The organism is Segniliparus rugosus ATCC BAA-974 (assembly GCF_000185725.2).
Classification (GTDB): Bacteria; Actinomycetota; Actinomycetes; order Mycobacteriales; family Mycobacteriaceae; genus Segniliparus; species Segniliparus rugosus.
The window spans coordinates 1,179,372-1,202,592 of record NZ_KI391954.1 but is presented as its reverse complement, the minus strand read 5'-3'; the positions used below and the strand labels follow the sequence as shown (position 1 = coordinate 1,202,592).

General features: G+C 68.2%; 22 protein-coding genes. 15 read left to right on the top strand and 7 right to left on the bottom strand.

From position 1 onward, the window contains the following. Positions 1 to 408: 408 nt before the first annotated feature. From HMPREF9336_RS18110 to HMPREF9336_RS15445, 3 genes are read left to right on the top strand one after another with little or no spacing between them, the layout of a single operon-like run. Positions 409 to 1,152, top strand: a complete 744-nt coding sequence (locus HMPREF9336_RS18110; protein WP_169727326.1) for an MspA family porin — start codon at positions 409 to 411, stop codon at positions 1,150 to 1,152. Positions 1,153 to 1,166: 14 nt separating this feature from the next. Beyond that, a complete protein-coding gene (locus HMPREF9336_RS15450) occupies positions 1,167 to 1,448 on the top strand; it encodes a hypothetical protein (RefSeq protein ID WP_007468668.1) in 282 nt (93 codons plus the stop codon). Positions 1,449 to 1,459: 11 nt separating this feature from the next. Then, positions 1,460 to 2,884, top strand: coding sequence for a sugar transferase (locus HMPREF9336_RS15445; protein WP_007468666.1), 1,425 nt, complete (start codon positions 1,460 to 1,462; stop codon positions 2,882 to 2,884). Here the strand turns inward: HMPREF9336_RS15445 and HMPREF9336_RS15440 are convergent. The 3 genes from HMPREF9336_RS15440 to HMPREF9336_RS15430 all read right to left on the bottom strand — a co-directional run bounded on the left by HMPREF9336_RS15440 (position 2,881) and on the right by HMPREF9336_RS15430 (position 4,693). Next, positions 2,881 to 3,252 (bottom strand): holo-ACP synthase, encoded by a 372-nt coding sequence (locus HMPREF9336_RS15440; RefSeq protein ID WP_007468664.1) that lies wholly within the window; start codon positions 3,250 to 3,252, stop codon positions 2,881 to 2,883. The two genes, HMPREF9336_RS15445 and HMPREF9336_RS15440, sit on opposite strands and share 4 nt — an antisense overlap. Before the next feature lie 13 nt (positions 3,253 to 3,265). Further along, the gene (locus HMPREF9336_RS15435) at positions 3,266 to 4,387 is read right to left on the bottom strand and encodes a glycosyltransferase (protein ID WP_007468662.1); all 1,122 of its coding nucleotides are present in this window, start codon (positions 4,385 to 4,387) and stop codon (positions 3,266 to 3,268) included. 63 nt (positions 4,388 to 4,450) lie between these two features. Next, complete coding sequence (locus tag HMPREF9336_RS15430; RefSeq protein ID WP_007468660.1) at positions 4,451 to 4,693, bottom strand: acyl carrier protein; 243 nt, start codon at positions 4,691 to 4,693, stop codon at positions 4,451 to 4,453. A 313-nt stretch (positions 4,694 to 5,006) separates the two neighbouring features. On the opposite strand from HMPREF9336_RS15430, the gene HMPREF9336_RS15425 reads away from it, so the two are divergent. The 11 genes from HMPREF9336_RS15425 (at position 5,007) to HMPREF9336_RS17670 (ending at position 18,006) form a co-directional block, all read left to right on the top strand. Further along, positions 5,007 to 5,933 (top strand): amino acid--[acyl-carrier-protein] ligase, encoded by a 927-nt coding sequence (locus tag HMPREF9336_RS15425; RefSeq protein ID WP_007468658.1) that lies wholly within the window; start codon positions 5,007 to 5,009, stop codon positions 5,931 to 5,933. A gap of 32 nt (positions 5,934 to 5,965) precedes the next feature. After that, positions 5,966 to 7,012 (top strand): glycosyltransferase family 4 protein, encoded by a 1,047-nt coding sequence (locus HMPREF9336_RS15420; RefSeq protein WP_040586133.1) that lies wholly within the window; start codon positions 5,966 to 5,968, stop codon positions 7,010 to 7,012. Further along, positions 7,009 to 8,196 (top strand): glycosyltransferase family 4 protein, encoded by a 1,188-nt coding sequence (locus HMPREF9336_RS15415; protein WP_007468655.1) that lies wholly within the window; start codon positions 7,009 to 7,011, stop codon positions 8,194 to 8,196. Before HMPREF9336_RS15420 ends, HMPREF9336_RS15415 begins: the two co-directional genes overlap by 4 nt. Continuing rightward, positions 8,193 to 9,443: a lipopolysaccharide biosynthesis protein gene (locus HMPREF9336_RS15410; RefSeq protein ID WP_021030833.1), complete on the top strand. Its 1,251-nt coding sequence runs from the start codon at positions 8,193 to 8,195 to the stop codon at positions 9,441 to 9,443. Before HMPREF9336_RS15415 ends, HMPREF9336_RS15410 begins: the two co-directional genes overlap by 4 nt. Then, positions 9,440 to 10,444, top strand: a complete 1,005-nt coding sequence (locus HMPREF9336_RS15405; RefSeq protein ID WP_007468651.1) for a CgeB family protein — start codon at positions 9,440 to 9,442, stop codon at positions 10,442 to 10,444. Before HMPREF9336_RS15410 ends, HMPREF9336_RS15405 begins: the two co-directional genes overlap by 4 nt. After that, complete coding sequence (locus tag HMPREF9336_RS15400; protein WP_007468649.1) at positions 10,428 to 11,816, top strand: hypothetical protein; 1,389 nt, start codon at positions 10,428 to 10,430, stop codon at positions 11,814 to 11,816. The genes HMPREF9336_RS15405 and HMPREF9336_RS15400 overlap by 17 nt, the downstream gene beginning before the upstream one ends. After that, complete coding sequence (locus tag HMPREF9336_RS15395) at positions 11,813 to 13,063, top strand: chain length determinant protein (protein ID WP_007468647.1); 1,251 nt, start codon at positions 11,813 to 11,815, stop codon at positions 13,061 to 13,063. Before HMPREF9336_RS15400 ends, HMPREF9336_RS15395 begins: the two co-directional genes overlap by 4 nt. After that, on the top strand, positions 13,060 to 14,775 hold the full coding sequence (locus HMPREF9336_RS15390; protein ID WP_007468646.1) for an alpha/beta hydrolase family protein: 1,716 nt from the start codon (positions 13,060 to 13,062) through the stop codon (positions 14,773 to 14,775). The genes HMPREF9336_RS15395 and HMPREF9336_RS15390 overlap by 4 nt, the downstream gene beginning before the upstream one ends. Continuing rightward, positions 14,768 to 16,021, top strand: a complete 1,254-nt coding sequence (locus tag HMPREF9336_RS15385) for a glycosyl hydrolase family 28-related protein (protein WP_007468645.1) — start codon at positions 14,768 to 14,770, stop codon at positions 16,019 to 16,021. Before HMPREF9336_RS15390 ends, HMPREF9336_RS15385 begins: the two co-directional genes overlap by 8 nt. Before the next feature lie 68 nt (positions 16,022 to 16,089). After that, complete coding sequence (locus tag HMPREF9336_RS15380; protein ID WP_021030832.1) at positions 16,090 to 16,572, top strand: YdcF family protein; 483 nt, start codon at positions 16,090 to 16,092, stop codon at positions 16,570 to 16,572. A gap of 201 nt (positions 16,573 to 16,773) precedes the next feature. Next, positions 16,774 to 18,006, top strand: a complete 1,233-nt coding sequence (locus HMPREF9336_RS17670) for a GGDEF domain-containing protein (RefSeq protein WP_007468643.1) — start codon at positions 16,774 to 16,776, stop codon at positions 18,004 to 18,006. On the opposite strand, the gene HMPREF9336_RS15370 is transcribed toward HMPREF9336_RS17670, so the two are convergent. Further along, positions 17,931 to 19,061: an N-acetylglucosamine-6-phosphate deacetylase gene (locus HMPREF9336_RS15370; RefSeq protein WP_040585683.1), complete on the bottom strand. Its 1,131-nt coding sequence runs from the start codon at positions 19,059 to 19,061 to the stop codon at positions 17,931 to 17,933. The two genes, HMPREF9336_RS17670 and HMPREF9336_RS15370, sit on opposite strands and share 76 nt — an antisense overlap. Before the next feature lie 137 nt (positions 19,062 to 19,198). On the opposite strand from HMPREF9336_RS15370, the gene HMPREF9336_RS15365 reads away from it, so the two are divergent. Beyond that, on the top strand, positions 19,199 to 19,417 hold the full coding sequence (locus HMPREF9336_RS15365; protein ID WP_007468641.1) for a hypothetical protein: 219 nt from the start codon (positions 19,199 to 19,201) through the stop codon (positions 19,415 to 19,417). Here the strand turns inward: HMPREF9336_RS15365 and dnaG are convergent. The 3 genes from dnaG to HMPREF9336_RS15350 are packed head-to-tail and all read right to left on the bottom strand — an operon-like array spanning position 19,414 to position 23,090. After that, positions 19,414 to 21,285: a DNA primase gene (gene dnaG, locus HMPREF9336_RS15360; protein WP_007468640.1), complete on the bottom strand. Its 1,872-nt coding sequence runs from the start codon at positions 21,283 to 21,285 to the stop codon at positions 19,414 to 19,416. The genes HMPREF9336_RS15365 and dnaG overlap by 4 nt on opposite strands. Continuing rightward, a complete protein-coding gene (locus HMPREF9336_RS15355) occupies positions 21,282 to 22,583 on the bottom strand; it encodes a deoxyguanosinetriphosphate triphosphohydrolase (protein ID WP_007468639.1) in 1,302 nt (433 codons plus the stop codon). Before HMPREF9336_RS15355 ends, dnaG begins: the two co-directional genes overlap by 4 nt. Before the next feature lie 6 nt (positions 22,584 to 22,589). After that, on the bottom strand, positions 22,590 to 23,090 hold the full coding sequence (locus HMPREF9336_RS15350) for a cold-shock protein (RefSeq protein WP_007468638.1): 501 nt from the start codon (positions 23,088 to 23,090) through the stop codon (positions 22,590 to 22,592). Positions 23,091 to 23,221: the final 131 nt, after the last annotated feature.

Below are 23,221 nucleotides of genomic sequence, written 5' to 3'. Positions count from 1 at the left end.
CAACTCCGCGCTCCTTGTGCCTTATAAGCCAACTCCCTGCTTATAGTGCGAACACAAGGCTTCGTGCGGCGCTTTTCTTGATTTGTGCTATCGTCGCTTTAATGCGTTATGCTTTGGGCGCATTATTCTTTTTAGGAATAATAAAGCAATGGCGTGGCTCACATTTCGATGGAAAAGTGATGTTGTGCCATTGTAATTCGCGCCCAAGACAACGGCGCTACGATGCTTTCTAGCGACATGGCATCGAAGCCAGGTTGCTTCTCACTCTCGATCGCCCGCCATTGAAGCCGGACGGCCCGAAGCGCTCCAGAACGACACCCTCCGGGCCTTCGAGAATTTGCCTCGGAATTTCGATACGTCTCACTGCGCGGACCTCTTCCGTTTCAGACGTAACTTCGTGGATGGATGATGGATTATCCGATCGAGGAGCAGACCAGAATCATGTGGGCATTACGTTATCCTGTTTTTGCGCTGCGGCCGCGTCGATGGCTCAGCGTTTCTTTTGCTTTTATCTCTCAGGTTTTCATGCTTTTTTGCGCGCCGGATATCGTGCTCTCGCATTCTGCCGCAGCGCATGCCGATCCAGTGGGCTTGGACGACACCATCGGAAACCATGTGACGGACGACGGCTACACGGTGTCCCTGAATCTTTTAGACATGTCTGTGAACTCGGTCGCGAATATGGGCTCGACGCTGTTTACGAGGGAAGCATTCATATCCGGCAAAGCTGCGGTGTCCATAGAGGGGAAAGGGAGAGCTCCGGTGGACTCCGGACTTTTGAAAATAGGCCTTCAGGCTTCTTGCCAGATGGATCTCTCGAACGGGCTCGAAGTCCAAGGCGGAGCCAACGCGAACTGGGCCTCCCCCAACGTCAGCGTCGGGACGGGCGGCCTCAACCTCAACAGCGGGAACGTCGGCGTCGGCGTGAACGGTTTCCTCGACCTGTACCTGCGGCCCGGGCAGATCGTCACCGTGCCGATGTCGGTCAAACAACTCACCGGGCCGAAGGGCGGGACGCGCGTGACCGACGGACATCTCAACGTGGACGCCTGCGGAGGCGCCGCGTATGTCCGGCTGTTCGCGGTCGTCCAGCTCTCGACGCCGGAAAACGACGACACCTTTTCCGTCTACGGGCCGATAGTTTCATTCTGAACAGGAGGAACCTGATGATCCGACCTCGAACCGCCCTCCGTCCGCTCCCCGGCGCGCTCTTCTGGTTCGCGCTGCTGTGTTGCGCCGCCGAAACCGCCAAAGCGGACCCGCCCATCATCCCGATGCCCGGCGACCCCAGCAGTCCGGCCATCGGCAGGCGCACCGACCTTCGCAACCAGGACGACTTCGGCAGGCCCTCGAACAAGATCTTCCCCGAGAACGGGGGCTCGCCGCACATGAGCGTGCAGACGAACGACCCCTTGCCGTCGAACGAACATCCGATCATCAAGCAGTAACCGAGGACCCCATGTCGACCTCTACCATCGCAAGCCCCCTTGCCGTCCCGAAGGCGAACACGCGGCGGCAGAAGAGCAGCCCGTATGTGAGCACCATCGGCCTTCTCGACTTCGTCGTCCTCGTCGTGGCCGCCAGCATCTCCCACACGTGGACCCTCGACCGGAAGTCCATCTGGCACCCCGGCCCTGCGTGGGTCGCGGTCTTCGCCGGGCCGCTGGTCGTGGTGACAGTCGCCGAAGCGCTGGGCATCTACCGCAGGCGCATGGCGCTCGCGGCGCTCGACACGATTCCCGAGCTGATCGCATGCGGCTGGATGGTCACGCCGTTCATGCTCATCCTCGCGTGGCACGACCCGCACCCGGTGCTGTGGTGGATCATCACCGCGCTGTTCACCTACGTCGCGTTCTTCCTCGTCAGGGTGGTCGTTTTCGCGGCGCTGCGCTCACGTCGGCGCCGAGATGTCCGCAGCCGCGCGCGGACCTTGGTCGTCGGCGGCGGCAAGGTGGCGCAAGTTTTGGTCCAAAGCGCCGCCGAATACCCCGAGTACGGGCTCGAGCCGGTGCTCGTCATGGACGACGACCCGATGAACAAGGCGTGGCCCGAAGGCGTCTCGGTGATCGCGCACAGCGACGACCTTCCCGGCGTCGTGGCGCGGGCTGGCATCCAAGTCGTCGTGGTGGCGTTCTCCAAGCAGAACGACCGGGCGCTCGTCGATCCGCTCCGCGAATGCGACGAGCTGGAAGCCGAGATCTACATCGTCCCCCGGCTGTACGAGTTCGTCCACCTCGACCGGGATATGGACCGCTTGCACACCATTCCGCTGGTGCGTGTGCGCCGGCTTGCCTTCCGCAGCGTCCACTGGCGCACAAAGCGGATCTTCTCCCTGGTCTCGGCGTTGCTCGGAATCCTCGTCCTCTCGCCGCTGCTGATTTTCGTCGCTCTCGCGATCAAGCTGCAAGCTCCTCGTCACCCGGTGCTCTTCAAGCAGGAGCGCATCGGCCGCGACGGGAAACCTTTCCTGCTCTACAAGTTCCGGTCGATGCGGCCCGTGCCGGAACAGGCGAGCAACACGGACTGGTCCCCCGACCACGCGCAACGGGTCAACCGGTTCGGATCCTTCATCCGGAAGTTCTCGATCGACGAGCTTCCCCAGCTGTGGAACGTCGTCCGGGGCGAGATGACCCTGGTCGGCCCGAGGCCGGAGCGCCCCCATTTCGTGAGCCAGTTCGGCGAATCGATCCCCTCGTACAAAGCCCGGCACCGGGTCCCCGTCGGCCTCACCGGCTGGGCGGCCATCCACGGGCTCCGAGGCGACACGAGCATCGCGGACCGAGCCATGTACGACAATTTCTACATCGAGAACTGGAGCTTGTGGCTCGATATGAAGATTCTCATGCTGACCTTCGGCGCGGTCCTTTTCGGCACAGGCCGCTAGCCCGCGCCCGTCGCGATGAACACGGCCGCCGCGCAGCAGTCTGTGTGCGAGAACGAGACGACCCTCTGCCCCCAGCCCCGCTCCTCCGCAGCAGCCGCCACCGCCCCGGAAAGCCGCACTTTCGGCCCGTCCGGGGCCGACACGACTTCGACGTCACGCGGCGAGGCGGGAAGATCGCCTTGGAGCTTGAGCGCTTTGACGACAGCCTCCTTCGCGGCGAACCGCGCGGCGAGCCGACGAGCGTCGCCCGCGCACTGCTCAAGCTCTCCTTCGGTGAACACCCTGTTCAGATACCGCGCCCCGAAGACTGCCACAGCGGTTTCGACCTCCTCGACCGCGACCAGGTCCACGCCCATCCACACGGTCACACGCCGCCCCCTGTCACAACGCGTCCACCACCGCGCGCATGCGCAGCCGGAACCGGGCCGTTGAGAAACCCTCCGCGTGCCGCCGTATCGCCGCCGGGTCGAAGTCCCCTGGGCGGAAGCCGCGCATCGCCTCGGCGAACCGCGACACCGTCTCCCCCTCCGAGGAAGCACGTCCTGCCCCAGCGGGCTCGACCAGCTGGCCCGAGAGGCCGGGGACAACCGTGTCGAGCGCCCCTCCGGCTCCCAACGCGATCACGGGAGTACCGCACGCCATCGCCTCCACCGGCACGATCCCGAAGTCTTCGAGCCCCGGCATGACCAACGCCCGCGCGCGTTGGAACAAGGAGCGCAGCTCGCCGTCGGCGACTCTGCCGAGGAATCTGGTCTCGGGCCCGGCGAACGAACGGCACAGACCGGCAAGCCTGCCCTCGCCCGCGACCACGAGGGGGACTCCCGCCTCCCGCGCGGCCCGCACCGCGATGTCGGCCCGCTTGTACGGAACAAGCCTGCCCGCGACGAGGAAGAAATCCTCGCGCGAGCCCGGATCCCCCAGGCTGAACCGGTCGACGTCCACGGGCGGATGCACCACTGTGGACTCGCGCCCCCACCACCGCCGGATCCGTTTCGCCACCTCGGCCGAGTTCGCCACGATCCGAGTGATCCGACTGGCCGCCTCCAGCTCGGTCCGAACAGCCTGCTTGGCGAGTCCGGCGAGGGCGAACCGCCCCAGCTGGGAAGAAGCCTCGTGCTCGCGCATCGCCGGATCCCAAGCCCAACGCGCGGGCGAGTGGACGTAGGCCACCGTTGGGACCTGCGAGGCAGCGACAGACGACACCGCCAGCGCGTGGTGGCTCACGATGACCGCCTCTGCGTCGCCGAAGTCCCAACGCCGCATCGCCCACGGCACGACCGGCAGCACAGGAGCGTGCGACCTGCGGCCGAGAACCCGGTGCAGCCGGTCGGCGGGGCTCACGACGATGCGTCCGGCCACCGGCCCCCGCACAGAGGCCGGGTCCGCGAACGGCACGAAGACACGCGCGCGCGGCCATTCGAGCGCCAGCTGCTCGACCACATTCTCAGAGCCGCCGATCTCGGTCCAGCGCTCGTGGACTATAGCGATTCGCGATCTGGTCATCGCTGAACTCTGGCAGAGGAAAAGAGACGGAATATTGCGCGATTAATACAGCGTTGGAAACTCTCAGAGCATATCTTGAAGCGCTCTGACCGTCCGCGCCATCGCAGAGATCGACGCGAAAGTGGATTTCTTCAAGAACTCGTCCGGAAACGCTATCGAGAACTCCTCTTCGATGGCCAGCATGACATTGACGCTCCCGTGAGAACTCAGGCCGAGAGAATACAAGTCGGCTTCGGCGGGGACCGTTTCGGGATCGACGGACAGGCGGCCGTGCGCCTTGAGTATTGAACGTATTCTGTCTTCCATAACAACCCTTCGTTCGTCGTCGGAATTCGATTTCCAACAGATGACGCCGCTCAGTCCGACCCTCTTGCGGAGCCTATGATGTGGATCACGCAAGATATCGGATCAGCGCTCGCTCAATACAGCGCAATTCTGTTATTCTCAAACCATGAGCGGCCATGCAACGGGGCATCGGCTCGTATCACTATTCCATAGGTGACGCGTTAGTGCCTTGCGCGCTCAAAGAAAGGACGATCTCCTGATCGAAACCCAGGAAGAGCATTCCCTAGGAAACCATTCTGACCGCCCCGTCACAGTTCCGCTCCATGCGAGCGCCATGCCCGCCCAGGCGCTCCGCGCGCGGCGCGCCGCTTTCCGCGACGAGCTCATTCGCTCTCGATACCTGGTCCCTCTTGGCTCCGGCGGGCTGTACGCCCTTGCCGGGGCCTTCGAGGACATCGTGACCGGGATCGGAGTCCGTGTGACGGAGGAAGGCCGCCGCGCGCACGGGGACCGGGCGGCGGTCCTGCGTTTTCCGCCCGTGTTCCCCGCCGAGGATTTCGACCGCACCGACTACATCGCCGCGTTCCCCCACCTCAGCGGGCTGGTCAACACGTTCGGCGGCGGCGAAGAACAGCACAGAGAGCTGCTCCTGGACCGCGAGGCGGGTCTCGCGTGGGACTCGCACCTCGCCCCTTCGGGCATCGCCCTCGTCTCCGCGGCTTGTCACCCCTGCTACGCCGGCCTTGCCGGAGCCTTGCCCGAGCAAGGAGCCCTGTTGGACGTTTATGGCTCTTGCTTCCGCCGCGAGCCTGCCGCAGACCCCGCCCGCATGCAGTCCTTCCGTATGCGGGAGTTCGTCGCGGTCGGCCGCGCCGAGCAGGCGGCGGCGCATCAAGCGTCCTGGATTCCCCGAGCGCAGGGCGTCCTTTCCGATCTTGGACTCGACGCGGCCACCGCGCCAGCGAGCGATCCGTTCTTCGGCAGAACAGGCCGGATGCTCGCGGCGCACCAACTCGCGGAGAACAAGAAAACAGAGTTGGTCGTGCACTTGTACGGGGCCGACCAACCGCCGACCGCCGTCGCCTCGTGCAACAATCACACAGACCATTTCGGGGTGAATTTCTCGATCAGCGCCTCCGACGGCACGCCTGCGCACTCCGCGTGCGTGGGCTTCGGCATGGAGCGGATCGCCCTTGGCTTGCTCAAAACGCACGGCTTCGACCGAGCCGCGTGGCCCGCCTCCGCAAAGGCCTGGCTATGACCGGACAGTCCTCATCCGCGCTCAGCGTCCACATGACCGGCTCCGAATGGTTCCGGACCCTGCCGAGCGGGCTGTCCAGGTACTTCTCCAACCTCTTCGCCGCATTGCGCGAACATTCGGACACGCGGGTCTGCGCGTCGGCATTCGGGGAGCCGGACCCCGGCGGCACCGCCTGGGCCTGCGCCGGGGCGAGCCTGCCCAGGCGGGTCAGAGCCTCGCGCGACCGGTTGCCTCGGCATATCGACATCCTCGACCGCCACTTCGCCCTGTACGGCCCGCCAGCTCCGAGCGGCGCTGCGCTCATCACGCATTTCCATGGCCCATGGGCTATGGAGAGCGCGGCGGCGGGGCAAGGGGCGGCAGCGGTCGCGGTCAAGCGGTTGATCGAGATCGCGCGCTACCGGCGCAGCACGCGTTTCGTGGTGCTGTCGCAATGCTTCGGCGACCTGCTCTCGGCCCGGTACGGCGTGGTCCCTGCCCGTGTCTCGGTGATCCCTCCCGGAGTCGACCTACGCGCGTTCGTCGCGACCCCGATCCTCGACGGCCCGCCGAGAGTTCTCTGTGTGCGCCGCCTGGAGCGCCGCATGGGGATCGACATCCTCCTCGACGCATGGCCCCTCGTCCGCGCCGCAGTGCCCCAGGCCCGTCTCGACATCGCGGGCACAGGTTCGGTCGCGGGCGAGTTGGCCGACCAGATCTCGGCATTGGGCGTGGAAAGCTCCGTGACGCTCCTCGGACCGAAATCGGAAACCGAACTCGCCGCCGCCTACCGCGACGCGACGGTCACCGTGGTCCCCACCCGCTCGCTCGAAGGCTTCGGGCTGATCGCCCTCGAATCGCTCGCGAGCGGACGAGCGCCTATCGTCACCGATGTCGGGGGCCTGCCCGACTCGGTGCGCGGACTCGCGCCCGACCTTATCGTGCGCAAGGAGGATCCCGCCGCGCTCGCCGAACGGCTCATCGGCGCGCTGCAAGGCGACCGGCCATCCGTCGACCAGTGCCGCGCCCACGCGGAGTCCTTCTCCTGGAGCCTCGCCGCCGAGCGCCATCTCGCCCTGTACCGGGAGGCGCTGTCATGAGCCCGCCTCCCGGCCTCGTCGTGTTCCTCTCGCACACCGCCGCCGTGTCCGGCGCGGAACTCGCCTTCGTCCGGCTCGCGACCGCGCTCGGCCGCCTCGGACACCCCGCTGCCGCCGTCCTCACGGAGTCCGGCCCGCTGGACGGCGCGCTCGCCTCGGCAGGCATCCCGACGACTCTCGTCGCAACCTCCTTCGCAAGCCGCGAGGTCACGATCGGCGGCTCATTCGCGCGCCTTATCCGAGGCGGGTTCCAAATGCTCGCGGCGGGCTGGGCCGCCGGGGCCGCGATCCGCGAAGCACATGGCTCGGTTGTGGTCGCCGAGTCCACGAAAGCGCTGCTCATGGGCGCAGTGGCGAGCCGACGCGCCCGAGTTCCGCTCGTATGGCACGTGCATGACCGGATCACTCGCGAATACTTCGGCAGGCTCGCCCCGATCATCCGGCTCATCGGCTTCTTCGCGGCGGCCGGATTTGTCGCCAACAGCAAAAGCACACTCGCCACCCTGTGGACGGGCCGGCGGCCCGCCGTCGTCAGCTATCCGGGCGTCGATCTGGGCCAGGTCCCCGAGCGCGGGCCGCAGCGCCCCGCCGCAGAGGCCGCGCTCGTGATGGTCGGCAGGCTCGCCGAATGGAAGGGGCAAGACCTCGTCCTTCGAGCGCTCGCCCGAACTGCGGCCCCGGTTCCCCTCGTCTTCGTCGGCGGAACTCATTTCGGCGAGGAGGATTACGCCCGCGCGCTCCGAGACCTCGTCGACGAGCTTGGGCTCACCGACCGCGTCGCTTTCGTCGGGCACACGGACGACCCGTTGCGCCAGGCCGCGCAGGCCGACGTGGCGATCCATTACTCCAGGCTCACCGAGCCCTTCGGCCAAGTCGTCGTCGAGGCGATGGCAGCAGGATGCGCGACCATCGCGGCCGCCGAGGGCGGTCCGGCGGAGATCGTCACCGACGGGGTGGACGGCGTCCTGGTCCCCCCGCGCGACCCCGAAGCCTTGGCAGAAGCCATCGACCGTCTCGTCGCGGACAGCTCGCTGCGAACCGCGCTCGCCGCCGCCGGCGCGGCCAGAGCCCGTGATTTCAGCCTCGACGTCGTGGCCGTCGCCGCCGCCGAGCTGCTGCGGCAGGTGGCTCCGCGCACCGCTGCACCGCCGCGTCCCTCCTTCCCGCGCGGGACAGCCCGATGAGCGGGGGCACGCGGACCGCGCTCGCGGTGATCCGCGACATCGGCTACGTCTCGTTCGGCAAATACGGGCAGTACCTCGTCGCCCTCGTGACGCTGCCGGTGTCCGCGCGCGTGCTGGGGCCGAGCGGGATGGGCCTGCTCGCGGTCGCCATGTCCACCTATTTCCTCGGATCCCTCGTCGCGGACCTCGGGATCACCCCGTATCTCGCGGCCAGGGTCGACGGGCCCGGGCTGGCGCAGCTCCGAGGGGACTACGCGGGTTTGCGGGCGACGGTCGTCTTCCTCCTCGGGTGCGGGTGCGCCGCCGCCTTGGCGCTAGGAGCCCCCGCCGATCTGGGCATGATGGCGCTCGGCCTCTTCGGCGGCTCGATCAGCTCATCCGGGGACGACTGGGTGCTGCTCGGCAAAAACAGGTTCGGGACGATCGCGCTGCTCCAGTCCACCGGACGCGTCCTCTACCTCGCGACGTTGTTGGTCTTCCTCCCGCGCTTCCCCACACCGACGACCGCCATGCTGTGCCTCATTCTCTCGACGTTGGTCCCCGTGGTCGGGTCGTGGGCGATCACGGTCCGCGACTATGGGCCGCCCGCGCGCCCGAAGAGCCCTGCCCCGCTGGTTCGCACCGGCCGGACGGTGCTCGCCGCGCGACTGCTCGAGAACACGTACGAGCAGGGCTCTGCCACCGTGTTCGCCGTGGCGCTCTCGACGCATTCGATGGGCTTGTTCTCCGGCAGCGACCGCCTGGTCCAAGCGGTCGGAGCGCTTCTAGACGCCATCGGGTGGAGCCTGATTCCCAGAATGGCCCGGCACAAGGCCGGAGACAGCTTCCTGGCCGCCGCCATGCGCGGAGCCCGCGCGGTGGCGCTGATCGGTTCCGCCGCCGCAATCGTCACAGGCATATTCGCGTCTTGGGGGGTGCTGCTGCTCTTCGGCCCGGCCTTCACGGGCTCGGTCCCGCTGGTGCGCGTCGAAGCATGGTGTTTGCCGGGGATGGCCGTTGCCTCGTTCTTCTCGACGGCTGTGCTCCCGGCGCGCGGGGACGCGCTCGGAGTCCTCTACGGGGCCACGATTGGGGCGGGCGTGGCCTTCGTCGCGCTCGTGGTCTCGCTCCACGACCATTCGCCGATGACCGTGGCCCTCGGCATCGTCGGAGCCGAGACGACCGTCGCCTTGTTCTATTTCCTCCGTGCGCGTCGCCTGGGCCGAAGCGCGCCCCCGACCCCCCAAGAAACGGAGACAGCGCGATGAAGATTCTGTTCGCCGGCGACGACTGGTACGGGAGCAACGCCCGCTCGCTCGCCGACGGCTTCCGCATGGCGGGCCACGACGTGGTCGTCGTGGACACCACCGCCGTGACTCTTCCGCGCCGGGGAACGCCTTCCTGGTGCTATGCGAAGGCCACCGGCCGTCGCGACCCTCGCACGGTCCACGCGACGCACGACCAGCTGGCCGCCGCGGCCTCGGCGTTCCGGCCCGATCTGTTCGTGGCGTACAAGTCGATCTACCTCGACCAGGAGCGGCTGCTCTCGCTCCCCGTCCCGCTCAAAGCCCACTACAGCGCGGACGACACCGCCAACCCCGACAACACGACCCCCGAATACCTCGCGAGCGAGTCGCGTTGGGACGCGATCGTGACCACCAAAGCCCATAACGTCGAGGAGCTGCGCGACAGAGGGGCGCGCGACGTGATTTTCGTGCTCAGCGCGTACGACCCGGCCTGGCATCGCCCCATGGCCCGGCGCGGGGCCCGGTCCTATATCGCCGGGTTCGTCGGAGCCTTGCGCCCCGACCGGGCCGACCTGTTGCGCGGACTCGCCGGACGCTACCGCGAGCGCTTCTATCTGGCAGGTCCTGGCTGGCGGCGCGACCTCGCCTCGCGGATGAGCGGGGCACAGATCGACGGAGCCCAATACGGCGAGCGCCTGTCCTCGGCAATCGGCTCGATCCTTGCCAACCTCGTGCTCTTGAACTCGGCCAACAGGGACACCCACACCTGTCGCACTTTCGAGGTCCCAGCCGCGGGCGGGCTCTTCGTGGGGCAGCGCACCGACGAGCACCTCGCGCTGTTCGCGGACGGGGACGAGGCGTTCTTGTTCGAGAGCGAAGGAGAGCTGGCGGAAATCCTCGAGCGGGTCGCCGCCCATCCCGACCACGCCCGCGCGGTGGCCGAGCGCGGACACCGCGCTGTGGTCAGGGGCCGGCACAGCTACCGAGACCGAGCGGAGACGATCGTTGCCCGCCTTCGCTGACCTCTCGCCCGGATACGCCTCGGTCGCCCGCGTCTCGACGGCGCTCATAGTCCTCGTGCTGCTGGCCGTCGCCGCGAAAGGCGTGGCCCGTATCCTGCTCCTGACCCAGGTGGTGTATTGGGGAGTGGCATTCGTCGGGAGGTCCGTGCTGCTGCTCAAAACGACCCCGGAGCCGAGCTTCGGCGACAACATCGCCGACCCTCGGCTCAAGAGTATCGGCTACGACTACGGGATCGCGCATGTGCTCGGCACTGTCGAGCACAGCCTGTGGGTCTACGTGGCGCTCGTGGCGGCGTTCGTGGTCGCGCAGCGGCTCGCGGGCCCGGCTCCCGACCCGCTGCCCCGGCAGTCTTCCCTCACCATGGCGACGCTCGCGACGATCTGGGGCCTCGGCATGCTCGCCCGAGCTGGCGCGTATCTCACCGGCTCGATCAGCAAAGCCGGGGAGGTCCACAACGCGAATCCGTACTTGGACATCCTGAGCACTCTCTGCTCCATCGGCGCGCTCGGGATCATTCTGTATTTCCACAGCGAATCGTGGTGGACAGAGCTCGCCGTCATTGGATTTTTCACGGCGAGCCAGCTGATCTGGGGCATCGCCGAGGAGTCAAAGAGCCCGTTCATGGGGGCTGTGCTCGCCCTCGCCGTGCGCTACCTTTCGACAGGGATGAGCCGGGCGAAGCTCGCTGGCATCGGCGCGGGCGGGTTCGCCGTCGTCAGCCTGTTCGGCTGGATGCAGGCCATGAAGTCCTCGGAGCGGGCGACGACCATGGTCAACTCCGCCGGTTTGACCTACAACCTGTCCTACCCGGAGCCAGTACGTCCGTATCTGTCGATCTTCCGGCGGTTCGACCTGCTCGAAGCCGCGACCGACGTCTACTACATGAACGGGCAGTCGTGGAAGCGTCCAGCCGACATCGCTCGCAGCGCCGTCGTCAACCTCGTCCCCCAGCAGCTCGGAGCCGTCAAGGTCCAGTCCGGACCTGATTGGGCGCAGCACGTGCGCGGCAAGTCGGTGGATATGAGCACGATCTCCGTTTCTCTCGCGGAGGGGCACCTGAACGAGGGCTATCTCATGGCCGGAACAAGCGGCGTCGTCTTGGAATCGCTGTTCGTGCTCGGCATGATCGCGCTCGTCGCCCGCTGCCTTCGGTCCCGTGACAATCCCGTCGCCCTCACGCTCGGGATCTTGTTCGTCTCGCTGCCGCCCTTGTTCGAGCGAGGAGTGCTGGGGATCACCGAGACCTTGGGGAAATCGGTCCAGCAATGCGCGATCGTCGGAATCATCGCCTTGTCGCTCTGGCTCTGCCGCGAGCTTGGCGAAAGGGCGCGAACAGCCAATGCCATAGGCCAACGGAAGGAGACACGATGAAACTGGACGAAGTGCTCTCATTGATACGCCGAGGATGGTGGGTCGCGCTCGGGCTCGCCCTGCTCGGGGCGTACGAGGGGCACTCGTACGCGGCGAAGAAGCCCGTCTTGTACTCCTCAACGTCGCAAGCGTACGTGGTGGTCAACAACAGCGGCACCTCCGGCGGCGACGCCTTCAACGCCGGGCAGGCCGCGCAGAACAAGATGGCCTCGTACACCGTCCTCGCGAAGAGCCGGCCCGTCACGCAGAAGGTCATCGACGCGCTCCAGCTCACGCTGAAGCCCGAAGAGGTCGCCGCGCATCTGTCGGTGGACTTCGCGCCGGGCACGCTGCTGCTCGAGATCACCGCGACCGGGGAGACCGCGCGGCTGGCCTCCGATTTGGCCTCGGAGACAAACCGACAGCTGGTCAACCAGGTCGAGATCCTGGAAACCCCGGCGCCCGGAGTCCCCGCGTGGACCCGCCTGATCCCCCTCTCCGAGTCCACTCCTCCGACTGCGTCGAAACCGGGCACCACGAAACTCACCGCCGCGGGCGGCCTCGGCGGGCTCGGGCTCGGCATGGGCCTCGCGTTCCTCATGACACGCTTCGACCCGAGGGTGCGGAGCGAGAAACGCCTCGCGGAGATTTTCGGCTCCGATCCGCTGTCCTCGGACGATCCTCGCGCGATCCGGGCGCGTGTCCTCGCAGAGGGGAACGCCGGGCGGCTGGTCGCGGTCTCCGGGGTCCGGGCAGAGAGCTGGCCGACGACACGACAGCTGGCCGACTCGCTCGCCGCCGCCGGAGCGTCCGTGCTCGTCGTCGACGCGCGGCCCGTGCTCGGCGGGGCCACCTCTGCGTTCGGCATGGCGGACGCAGAAGGGCTCGCCGAGTCGTTGCGGCTCGGCGAGCCGCCGCACGGCCTCGGGCAGCCAGAAGCCGGATCGGTCGCCGTGCTCCCCTCAGGGATCGCGCGCGCGGACTTGCCCGACCTGCTCGCGTCCTCGCAAGCCCGCCGCGCCCTCGACCAGCTATCTTCCGCCTATGACCACGTGCTCGTCGACGGAGTGACGCCCACCACGAGCCCGGCGGCCGCCGGGGCGTTGCGGCTGTTCGTCGTCAGGCCCGGCAAGGCTTCGGCCTCGGGCTACCGATCCGAATCCGGGGCCGAATCCGCCCTGGATTCCCCTCGGCTCCTCGCTGTCGTGCGGCGCTCGATCGTCCTGCGCTGGCTGATGGGGCTGGCCGGAGGAAGGAGCGGCAGATGACCAAGGAGGCGACGCGCGAGCTGCACACCTATCTCGGGCCTGAAGAAGCCCCGCTGTTCGGGGCGATCCATCTGCCCGCGTCGGGCGAGGCCAGGGGAACCGCGCTGGTCTGTCCGCCCCTCGGCAAAGAGCACTTCGACACGGTGCGCGGGCTCCGGCTGCTCGCCGACGAGCTGGCCTCGGTCGGCATCGTCGCGCTGCGAGTCGACTACTACGGCACCGGCGACTCTGCCCACGAAGCAGAGCGCGACGACATCATCGCGCTCTGGGACACAAGCGTGCGACTTGGCCTCGCCCACCTGCGCGCGCTCCTGCCGCTGCCGCCCGCCATAGTCGCGCTGCGCGCCGGGGCGCTGCTCGTCGCCAACGCGCTCGCCTCCGGCGACGCGGGGGAAGTGGGCCCGGTCGTGCTCTGGGACCCCGTCGCGACCGGACGTTCGTATCTGCGGGAGCAACGCGCCCTGTTCGCCATGGCCGCCGACTCGCGCGCGACCCCGCCAGAAGCCGTGCCGCTGCTCGGAATGACGCTGAGCGCCGAAGGGGCGGCCGCGCTGTCCGGCCTTCGCATCCACCCTGCCGCCGCGGGCTCGGCGGCTCGCTGGCTCATAGCGCGCCGCCCGGAATCCACTGGCTCCGCGTTGGACGCGTTCGCGAGATCGGCCCGTCCGGACGAGCTGGTCTCGACGGGAATGCCGGAGTTCGTCCAAGCCCCCGGCCTCCTGGTGCGGATCCCCGGAGCGGCTATAGCAGACATCCGCAACTGGCTCGACCGCGTCTTGCCCGACAAGGCAGTCCCGGTCTCGCCGACGATCCGCGACTCGGCGAGCTTCGCAGGGCCCGGCGGCGAGCAGATCGTCGAGCGTATCGAGCGGCTGGGCGAGCACGGGCTCTTCGCCATCCGCACGTTCGCGCGATCCCCCAGCGTCGACCGGACCGCCTTGTTCTTCGCCACCGCGAACGACACGCATCACGGCCCAAACCGCGCGTGGGTCTCGTTGTCCCGCGCGGTCGCAGAGATGGGCGCGCAAGCGCTTCGTTTTGACCGCCGAGGCGCTGGCGAGACCTCCCGGCCTCTGGCGCACGAACGGACGGCGGTGTACGGGCCGAGCTCCATCGAGGACGCGTTCGCGGCGGCGCGCGGCGCGGGCGGCCCGGACGGCGTCATCACCGCCGGAGTCTGCTCTGGCGCGTGGCACGGCGCGGCGGCGGGCAGAGCAGACTTGGCCGAGGCTGTGGTCCTGGTCAATGTGACCGAATGGTCATGGCGGCACAAGCGCGCCCTCGCCAAGGCCGACGCCGACTCTTCCGGAGTCCTCCGTTCCGACCCGGCCTTCCAGAAATCATTGCGCGGCCGCCTGAAAGCAGCGCTGCGGCGCTGGCTTCCGTACCCCGGCTGGCTCCTCCTCGGGAAACTCGGCGTCACCCAGGTGCCAGAGGTGCTGCTGCGCGCCTTGGCCGACGCGGGCGTCGAGATCACAGCGATACTCGCGCCGCACGACGCCGACTGGTTCGACTCGCAGCGCGGCCCCGAAGGACTGCGCCGGATGCGCGCCGCGCCGCGCCTCCTCCGGACCGGAATCGGCGACCACGCCGCGTACCATCCCGCCGTGCGGGACGCCGTCCGCGCTGTGATACTCGAGTGGTGCGCGAGAAACGAGGCCCGTTGCGCGGACCATGCTCCTCCCCCCTGCACGGAGGCTGCCAATGACTGACCGACCCCCGATCACCAGGCGGGGCGCGCTGCTCGCCTGGATAGGAGCCGGAGCCTCGGCCACCGCCGCCTGCTCTGGCGACCACGGCAGGGCGACGACCCCCGAGCCGGCCAATGTGATGTCCTTCGGCGCAGTGGGCGACGGCAAAGCCGACGACACGGCCGCCATCGCGAACGCGGTGCGGTCAAGGGGCGAGCACGTGTCGCTGTTCTTCCCGCCGGGCGTGTACCGCGTGACCTCGTTCCCAGAGCTCCCCGACTTCGCGACGGTGACCGGGGCGGGCGCGGACCTCAGCGTCCTGATGCACGAGGGGGACGGCGCGCTCTTCGTCCTCCGGGGCAAGCAACGGGTCTCGTTCGCCAGGATCGGAGTCTTCGTCACGAAGAGCGCGGGCGCAGCCGCGCTGCTCAGCAACTCGTTCCGATGCTCATTCGACGCTGTGACGCTGCGGGGCAACCACATTGGCGAGAACTTCCCGAAATACCAGGAGCAGCGCGGCCTCATCCTCGACGAGAACACCGGCGGCACGAGCCTGATCAACTGCGACATCAACAATTTCGGCGTCGGCCTGACCGTCAAATGCATCCAGAACTACGTCACGAACTGCAAGTTCGCCACAAACCACGTCAGCGTGCTCGGCTCCGGCAACAACCACACCGCCGGTCTGTCGATCACGAACACCGAGTTCGTCTCCGACGAGGACCCGCGCAGCACCAAGACGCACATATGGGTCGACGGGGCCGCGAACGACTGGTTTTTGACGAATATATGGTTCGAGGGATGCGACATCGCCGCCGACATCGGGGCGAACGGCGGCGGCCCGGCGCAGTTCGGGCTGGTGAACGCCAAGGTCGCCGCACGGAAGACGGGGATCGCGCTCAACTACTGCCGCCAGCCGTATCTCGCGAACGTCTCGTTCGACGACGACACCGGCCAGACGACCGGGCCCCGCGCGCTGGCCGTCGACCCGCAGGGCTGCCCGGACGGCATCGCCCTCGGTTTGATCTCCGGAACAAGCGACGACCTTCCGTTCTCGGCATTCCCCGAGGGCTGGACCGCCATCACTCGGCACGGCAACCTCGGAGGCAGGGTCCTCACGCCGACCACCATGATGGCTCCGACGGTCGCGGACTCCCCGGCGGCGGCTCCGGTGCTCACCGACCCCGGCGGGGGGTATTGGCAGCTGACGGTCGACTCGAGCGGGAACCTCGCCACCCGCTCGTTGGGCCACACTCCGCCGAGGTGAGCCGCTGGAGACTTCGGCGGAGCAGAGCCCTCCTCGCCTTGACCGCCCTTTTGACACTCGTGTCGGCCATGTTCGTCCGTGATTTCTACATCTCGCCCACCATCGACTCGCCGCTGCGTCCCGCAGACGCGGTCGTCGTGCTGGGCGGCGCTCCGTACGAGCGGTTCCGCTACGGGATAGGGCTCGGCGAACGCGGCCTCGCCCCGCAAGTCGTGATCTCGAACTCGATCGGGCCGGACGACCCGGTCATGCGGCAGATCTGCGCCGCCCCCACGCATGTGCGGCTGACTTGCTTCCTCCCCGTGCCGTGGTCCACGCGCGGGGAGGCCCAGGAGATCCGACGGCTCGCCGCTTCCCGGCACTGGCGCAGCATTATTGTCGTGACGACGACCGCGCATATCGAGCGGGCGCGCTACATCGTCCGCCGGTGCTTCGCGGGAGACATCCAGATGACGGACTACCCGGAGCGACGGGGAGCTTGGGAATCCGTCTACGGATGGATCTACCAGACCGGCGGGTGGCTCAACGCGATCACGCAAACCGGATGCTGAAGCCCCGTCGCGCACTTCCAGAATGGCTTGCCTGCCATCGGGAAGGAGCGTCCCGTCCACGCGCGAAAGGTCCGGGCGCATCCGCTTTCGAGGTGGTTCTTCCGGTCGCGCGGCGCAGTTCGAGCCATTAAACTCCACATCACCGAACGATCTGCGTTTCAGCCGAGCACACCTCGTGCGACAGCGGATAGGAACGAGCGCATGCATTCCGAATCTGGCCGGGCCGAGCCGCCCCCGCACCAAGGCGGCCGCGAGCGCTGGAGCGTGATCGCAGTCGTCTCGACTCTGGTGACCATCGCGCCCTTCTTCTCGGCGGCGCTGCGAACAGACCAGGCTCTCGATCTCGCCGTCACGGGGCTTTGCACAACCGCAGCCGCGACGATCATCCTTCGCAGGAGCAGGCTCAACCGTTACCAGGACGTTTGCGCCGGGAGCCTCGCCATCGCGGCGATCAACGTGGCCTCGTTCGAGATCGCCGACCACAAACCTGAAACCAGCTCCGAGCAGATCATGACGACGATTCTGGCCGGAGTCCCTGTCTTCGCCGCCAGGAAAGCCAGGCCCTGCGCCGTCGCCGTGCTGATTCTCGCCGCTGCCGTGTCCGCAGGCTCGCGACGCCTGTTCGGCGCCGGGCCGTCGGCCCCCGAGTGGCTGGGGGTGCTCGCCACGCTGTTCATTGTCGCTGCCCCCGCCGCGATGGTGCTCGTCGTGCGGAGTTCTCTCGAACGCGCCCTCGCCGCGCTGAGGCGAGTCAGCGAGACCGATCCATTGACCGAAGCGCTCAACCGCAGAGGGCTCGTCGCGCACACCGCCGACCTCGTCGCGACGGCTGTCCGCCAAAACTGCGACCTCGGCCTCCTCGTCCTCGACTTCGACCATTTCAAGGGCATCAACGACAGATACGGGCACACGGCAGGGGACGCGATCCTCGCCAGAAGCGCCGAGGCGATCCGCGCCTCCTTGAGCCCGAAGGCGCTCGTGGCCCGCGTGGGCGGCGATGAATTCATCGTGCTGTGGCCCATCGCCGACCAGTTGGAACTCGCCTGGCAAGCGGACTGCATCCGCCGCATGATCGAGTCTCAGACCCCCTCGACCATCAGCGCGGGCGCGTTGTACTGCCCGATCCGGAGCCGGCGAATAGCCGTTCCCACCGACAAAGACGCGTCCGCCGATCTGTTGGCCCAGCTCGCGCAGCAGGCCGACCAACTCCTGTACCGGGCGAAACGCGCGGGCAGGAACTGCGTTCGCACAGGAGTCGCGCGCACGGCGGCTCCGGCCGCCGAGGTCCGGCCCATGAACCGAGAAGCGCTCGACTGCGCTCCGCCCGCCGCGCCGTTCGGGTGCTCTCTCCCCTCAGATCAAGAGAGCCACTCCCCTCTGCGCATCACCTGGCGCACTCCTCGGTCTTCGTCGAGCACGACAAAATCGGCGTGACTGCCGGGGAGCAGCTCGCCGATATCGGCCAGCCCCAACGCCTCTGCGGGACCGGAGCCGACGTATCTCGCGAGCGCGCCGAGGCTCATGGGCGACCGGCGCGCGATGTCGGCGAGCGCGCTCGTGCTCCCGGCGAGCGACCCATTGGCGAGCCGGGCCACCCCGTCTTGCACGACGACGTCCAGCTCGCCGAGCCGGTACGGCCCGTCCGGCATGCCCGAGGCGGCCATCGCGTCCGACACCAGGACCACCTCGCCTCCCACTGCGGCCAGCATCGCCACGAACTGGTCCGCGACGTGCTGTCCGTCCGCGATGAGCTCGATGTGCGTCGAGCTTGTCCCATCGGTCGCGATCTTATGCAGCACCGCCCCGACCGGGCCGGGAGCCCGATGGTGCATGGGGGCCATCCCGTTGCCGAGATGGGTGACGACCCTTGGCTTCGGCGCGTCGAGCGCGCGGCGGAACGTCGCGTAGTCGGCGGCGGTGTGCCCGAAGGCGACCGTCACCCCCGCATCGTCCAAAACCGAGACCACCTCGTCCGCGCCGAGCAGTTCGGGGGCGAGCGTCATCATGACCACCGTCCCCTCCCCCGTCTCGAGCAACCGCCTGGTCATCGACGGATCGGGCGGCACGAGGTATCGCGGGTCCTGCGCGCCGCACCGGCTCGCGGCGAGGAACGGGCCCTCGAGATGGATCCCGGCGATCACCCCCTCGTCGGCCAGCGGCCGCAAAGCGCGGATCTGCGCCTGCAACACCTCTTCGCTGGCGGTCACCAGGCTCGCGACCACCGTGGTGGAGCCGCTGCGGTGGTGGAACTCCGCCGCTTTCCTGGCCTCGTCCGGGTCGGTGGTGCAGAACGTGTGCCCGCCGCCGCCATGGCAGTGGATGTCGACCAGACCGGGGAACAGCCTGCCGAGATGTGTCGGCGGCACGGCTTTCGGCCAGGCCCGCGACCACTCCTCGAACGCCTGACGCTGGGCGATCGCCCCGTTCCGCACGGTGAAGACCACGTCGCCCTCAGAACTCGTGCTGCCTCGGATTTGATGCGATGTCATAGCGCCGAGTGTGCCCGACTCCGCGCCGTTCCGTTGAGCGGGCCCTCTCGTCGCGAACTCGACGAGAAGACCGGACGAGCCAAAACCACCCGGTCAGATGGCGACGGCGCGGGCACTCGTCGTGTAGGCTCGGTGCAATGATCCGCCTTTTGATCGCAGCTGGCGTCGGCTACGTCTTCGGAGCCCGCGCCGGACGGGAGCGCTACGAGCAACTGCTGGCTCTCACCAAGAACATCCAGTCCAATCCGCTTGTCGCCGAGGCCATCGCCGCCGCCCGCAAGCAGGCGAGCGACGCGCTGGGCGGGGGCACGGCCCCGAACGGACGGCCTTCCCCGGACGGCGGCTCCGGCCGCTAGCCGAACGGCAGGCCGTCCTCCCCGTTCACCTGCTTCTGCAGGGCGCGCCGATACGACTCCAACGCGACAAGCTCGCCGAACACCTCCGCGACGCGGCCCTCTCCCCCAGCGCCCTCGCTGCGGCTGAGCTCTGATTTCAGCTCGGCGATCTGGTCCTCGACGTCGAAGAGCTCCAACCGGGCCAGCACCGCGCCCACATACCTCGGCATCTGCTCGTGGGAGGTGGCGATCGGCTCCACGGCGAGTTCGGCGACCAGGGTCCGCAGCCGTTCGTCGTCGGTCTGCTCCCGGACCGCTTGCACCCAGCTATGCCCCTCAAGCCCAGGCGCGCTGTCGATCGCGCGCATCGCGCCGTCGCGGATCGCGCGGTAATCCGGCAGGGCGAACACGGTCGGGGACACCCCCGCGAACTGCTCCGCGGCGAGCTTCGGGTGCTGGAGCAGTGCTTTGAGCGACTCCCGCTGCGACCAGTCCCGCGCCGACGAGGGGCGGCGCTGCGTTCGGGGCGCGGGCCCGCCCCCTTGCGACGAGGGGCGGCGCGCGGATTTCTCGCCCGACTCCTCCCGAACTCGGTGCAGCACTTGGGCGGTGTCCTCCCACCCCACCCAACCGGCGAGCTGGCGGGCGTACTCGTCGCGCAGCGCCACGTCTTTGATCTTCGCGACCATCGGCACCGTCCGGCGCAACGCGCCGACCCTGCCCTCCGCGGTCGCGAGGTCGAACTCCGCGATCGCGGCGCGGGTCGCGAACTCCAAGAGCGGCACCCGCTTGGCGACCAGCTCGCGCAGCGCCTCCTCCCCGAGCTGCAACCGGGTGTCGCATGGGTCGAGCTTTTCCGGCATGAGCGCCACGAACGTCTGCGCGACCAGGCTCTGGTCCCCCTCCCACGCCTTCAGCGCGGCGGCCTTCCCCGCGTCGTCCCCGTCGAAGGTGTAGATCACCTCGCCGCGCGAGTTGTCGTCGAGCAGCAACCTGCGGATCACCCCGATATGCTCCGAGCCGAACGCCGTGCCGCAAGAGGCCACGGCGGTCGGCACGCCCGCGGCGTGCATCGCCATCACATCGGTGTACCCCTCCACCACCACGACTTGGTGCTTGGCCGCGATGTCCCGCTTGGCCTGGTCGAGGCCGAAGAGGACCTGCGACTTCTTGTACAGCTTGGTCTCCGGGGTGTTGAGGTACTTCGGGCCGTCGTCGTCCTCGAAGATGCGCCTGGCCCCGAACCCGATGACTTCCCGTGAGGCATTGCGGATCGGCCACAGGAGCCTGCCCCGGAACCGGTCCACCAGGCCGCGCTGCCCTTTGCGCGCGAGCCCTGCTTCCTCCATCTCGGACTCGGCGAAACCTTTCGACCGCAGATGCCGGACCAGGTGGTCCCACCCCCTCGGCGCGAAGCCGCAGCCGAACCGCTCGGCGAGCTCCCGGTCGAAGCCCCTGCCTTTGAGGAACTCCCTGGCGGGCGCGGCCTCCTCGCCCAGCATCAGCCGGGCCGCGTAGAACTCCGCAGCCACCTCGTTCGCGCTGAGCAGCCTGCGCTTGGTCCCCCGGTCCCTGCTGCGCTCCTCGGTGTCGTCGACCCGAGTCAGCTGGAATTTGATCCGGTCGGCGAGCATCTCGACCGCTTCCACGAAACCCACGTGTTCCATATTTTGGATGAAACGGTAGATGTCGCCGCTTTCCCCGCAGCCGAAGCAGTGGTAGAACCCCCGGCTCGGGGTCACTTGGAACGAGGGCGTGCGCTCGTCGTGGAACGGGCACAGCCCGGTGAGCCGGTCATGACCGGCTGCGCGCAACGAGACATAATCGCCGACGACCTCGGCGATCTGGGCGCGCTCCCGGATTGCCTCGATATCCGCAGGAGCGATCACATGCGGATTGTACCTCTGTCCGGGTCCAAACGCGCCAACTGCGTTTCGGTCATCGTCGCCATCTGGTCCACGATCACCCGCTCCTTCGCCGCGTCGTCCGCCGCGTCGCGCCAGAAGCTGGCGAACATCGGGTCCAGCAGGTCCGGGGCCCGGTCGGCGACCAGCTCCGCCACCCGCCGGACTTGTTCGCGCTGCCCCGCCCGCTCGCGGAGCCGGTCCGCGTCTTGCATGACGAACCGCAACGCCGCCACCTTCAGCACCGCGACCTCGGCGCGGACCTCCCGCGCAACGGCGAGGCCGCCCTCGTACCTTCCGAAAGGCCCGTCCCCGTACGCGGCCTTCGTCCCGGCGACCGCCTCGGACGCGAACCGCGACACAAGCTCGGTGGTGAGCTGTTTGAGCGCGACCGAAGCCGCGAGCGAACCGTCGTACCCCACGCACGCCCGCACCGCCTCCAGGCCCCACAGCCGCGCGCCGGCGGCGGCGAGCTCCGCCTCGTCGAAACCGGGGGCGAACGCGTCGTCCCGCGACCATTGGTCCGGGTCGGCGAGCTCGCGCAGGTCGAAGCGCCCGGCGAGCACCGCATCCTCCATATCGTGCACCGAATACGCCACATCGTCCGACCAGTCCATGATCTGCGCCTCCACGCAGCGATCCGCCGAGGCGGCTCCGTCGCGGACCCAGTGGAACATCGCGGCGTCCTCGCCGAACGCGCCGTACTTCCGAAGCTTCTGCTCCCCCTCGCCCGCCGCCAGCCAAGGGTACTTCAGCACCGCGTCGAGGGCCGCGCGGGTCAGGTTGAGCCCGACGCTGCGGCCTTCGCCGTCGAGCCGCTTGGGCTCGAGCAAGGTCAGCACCCGGAAACTCTGCGCGTTCCCCTCGAACCCGCCGCACCGGACGGCGAACTCGTCGAGCGCCTGCTCGCCGTTGTGCCCGTACGGCGGATGCCCGATGTCGTGGGCGAGACCCGCGAGGTCCACCAAATCGGGGTCTGTCCCGAGGCCGAGCGCGATAGCCCTGCCGATCTGGCCGACCTCCAAGGAGTGCGTGAGGCGCGTCCTCGGCGTGTGGCCTTCTTTCGGGCCCACCACCTGGGTTTTGTCCGCGAGCCTGCGCAACGCGGCGGAATGCAGCACCCTGGCCCGGTCGCGGGAGAAGTCCGAGCGGGCGTCGTGGGCTCCGCGCCATTGGTCGGCTTGTTTGGCGGGCTCCGGCGCGATCCGGTCGAAGGCGGACTCGTCGTACTCGTACGGGCCCGCGCCGACACTGCGACGAGATTTCACCTGGCGCACAGCCATCGCGTCTCACGCATCGCGCACCCAGCCCCTTGCCTGCGCGAACTCCGCGAACCGACGACGGATCGTGAGCACCTGGCGAGCGGTGAGGCTGCTGGAGGCGTCCAACAGGATCTCGGTGATCTCCAAGGCGAACTCCTCCGAGCTGAGCGTCGTCACGCCCGTCGCCGGACGCGCCGGCCCGAACGCCTTCGGCTCGGCGGAGCGCGGCTCGGTCTCGTCGTCCGCCGTTTCGCCGTCGGCCTGCGACCTCTTCGGGGTCGCCGCGGTTTTCACCATTGGCTGCTCTCCGTCCGCCTCGCGCACGAAACGGACATTGACCGCCTTCAGGCCTCGGCCGCCGCGCTCCACTTCGAACTCCAGCACCGCCCCCGGACGCAACAGGCGTTCGTCGACGATGGCCTCCTCAAAATCGTTGACATGGATGAACACGTCCTCGCCACCCACATCGGGCGCCACGAACCCGAATCCGCGCACCGCGTCGAAATGCACCAACTTCCCGCTGGACATCATGACCACCGCTCTCCTGCCCCGAGCCCGGGACCGCCAACCTCTCACCGCGCCCCGTCAAGAGGCGCAAGCACCGATTCTAAGCGGAGCTTCGCGCCGCCGCACGCCGGTCGCGCGAGCGCTTTCCCGGC

Coding starts and splice junctions, on each gene's coding strand:
- HMPREF9336_RS15365 (WP_007468641.1), top strand. CDS start 19,199: ATGATCCGCCTTTTGATCGCAGCTGGCGTCGGCTACGTCTTCGGAGCC.
- HMPREF9336_RS15405 (WP_007468651.1), top strand. CDS start 9,440: ATGAAGATTCTGTTCGCCGGCGACGACTGGTACGGGAGCAACGCCCGC.
- HMPREF9336_RS18110 (WP_169727326.1), top strand. CDS start 409: ATGGATTATCCGATCGAGGAGCAGACCAGAATCATGTGGGCATTACGT.
- HMPREF9336_RS15415 (WP_007468655.1), top strand. CDS start 7,009: ATGAGCCCGCCTCCCGGCCTCGTCGTGTTCCTCTCGCACACCGCCGCC.
- HMPREF9336_RS15420 (WP_040586133.1), top strand. CDS start 5,966: ATGACCGGCTCCGAATGGTTCCGGACCCTGCCGAGCGGGCTGTCCAGG.
- HMPREF9336_RS17670 (WP_007468643.1), top strand. CDS start 16,774: ATGCATTCCGAATCTGGCCGGGCCGAGCCGCCCCCGCACCAAGGCGGC.
- HMPREF9336_RS15395 (WP_007468647.1), top strand. CDS start 11,813: ATGAAACTGGACGAAGTGCTCTCATTGATACGCCGAGGATGGTGGGTC.
- HMPREF9336_RS15385 (WP_007468645.1), top strand. CDS start 14,768: ATGACTGACCGACCCCCGATCACCAGGCGGGGCGCGCTGCTCGCCTGG.
- HMPREF9336_RS15390 (WP_007468646.1), top strand. CDS start 13,060: ATGACCAAGGAGGCGACGCGCGAGCTGCACACCTATCTCGGGCCTGAA.
- HMPREF9336_RS15450 (WP_007468668.1), top strand. CDS start 1,167: ATGATCCGACCTCGAACCGCCCTCCGTCCGCTCCCCGGCGCGCTCTTC.
- HMPREF9336_RS15435 (WP_007468662.1), bottom strand. CDS start 4,387: ATGACCAGATCGCGAATCGCTATAGTCCACGAGCGCTGGACCGAGATC.
- HMPREF9336_RS15425 (WP_007468658.1), top strand. CDS start 5,007: ATGCCCGCCCAGGCGCTCCGCGCGCGGCGCGCCGCTTTCCGCGACGAG.
- HMPREF9336_RS15350 (WP_007468638.1), bottom strand. CDS start 23,090: ATGTCCAGCGGGAAGTTGGTGCATTTCGACGCGGTGCGCGGATTCGGG.
- HMPREF9336_RS15380 (WP_021030832.1), top strand. CDS start 16,090: ATGTTCGTCCGTGATTTCTACATCTCGCCCACCATCGACTCGCCGCTG.
- HMPREF9336_RS15430 (WP_007468660.1), bottom strand. CDS start 4,693: ATGGAAGACAGAATACGTTCAATACTCAAGGCGCACGGCCGCCTGTCC.
- HMPREF9336_RS15370 (WP_040585683.1), bottom strand. CDS start 19,061: ATGACATCGCATCAAATCCGAGGCAGCACGAGTTCTGAGGGCGACGTG.
- HMPREF9336_RS15445 (WP_007468666.1), top strand. CDS start 1,460: ATGTCGACCTCTACCATCGCAAGCCCCCTTGCCGTCCCGAAGGCGAAC.
- HMPREF9336_RS15410 (WP_021030833.1), top strand. CDS start 8,193: ATGAGCGGGGGCACGCGGACCGCGCTCGCGGTGATCCGCGACATCGGC.
- HMPREF9336_RS15355 (WP_007468639.1), bottom strand. CDS start 22,583: ATGGCTGTGCGCCAGGTGAAATCTCGTCGCAGTGTCGGCGCGGGCCCG.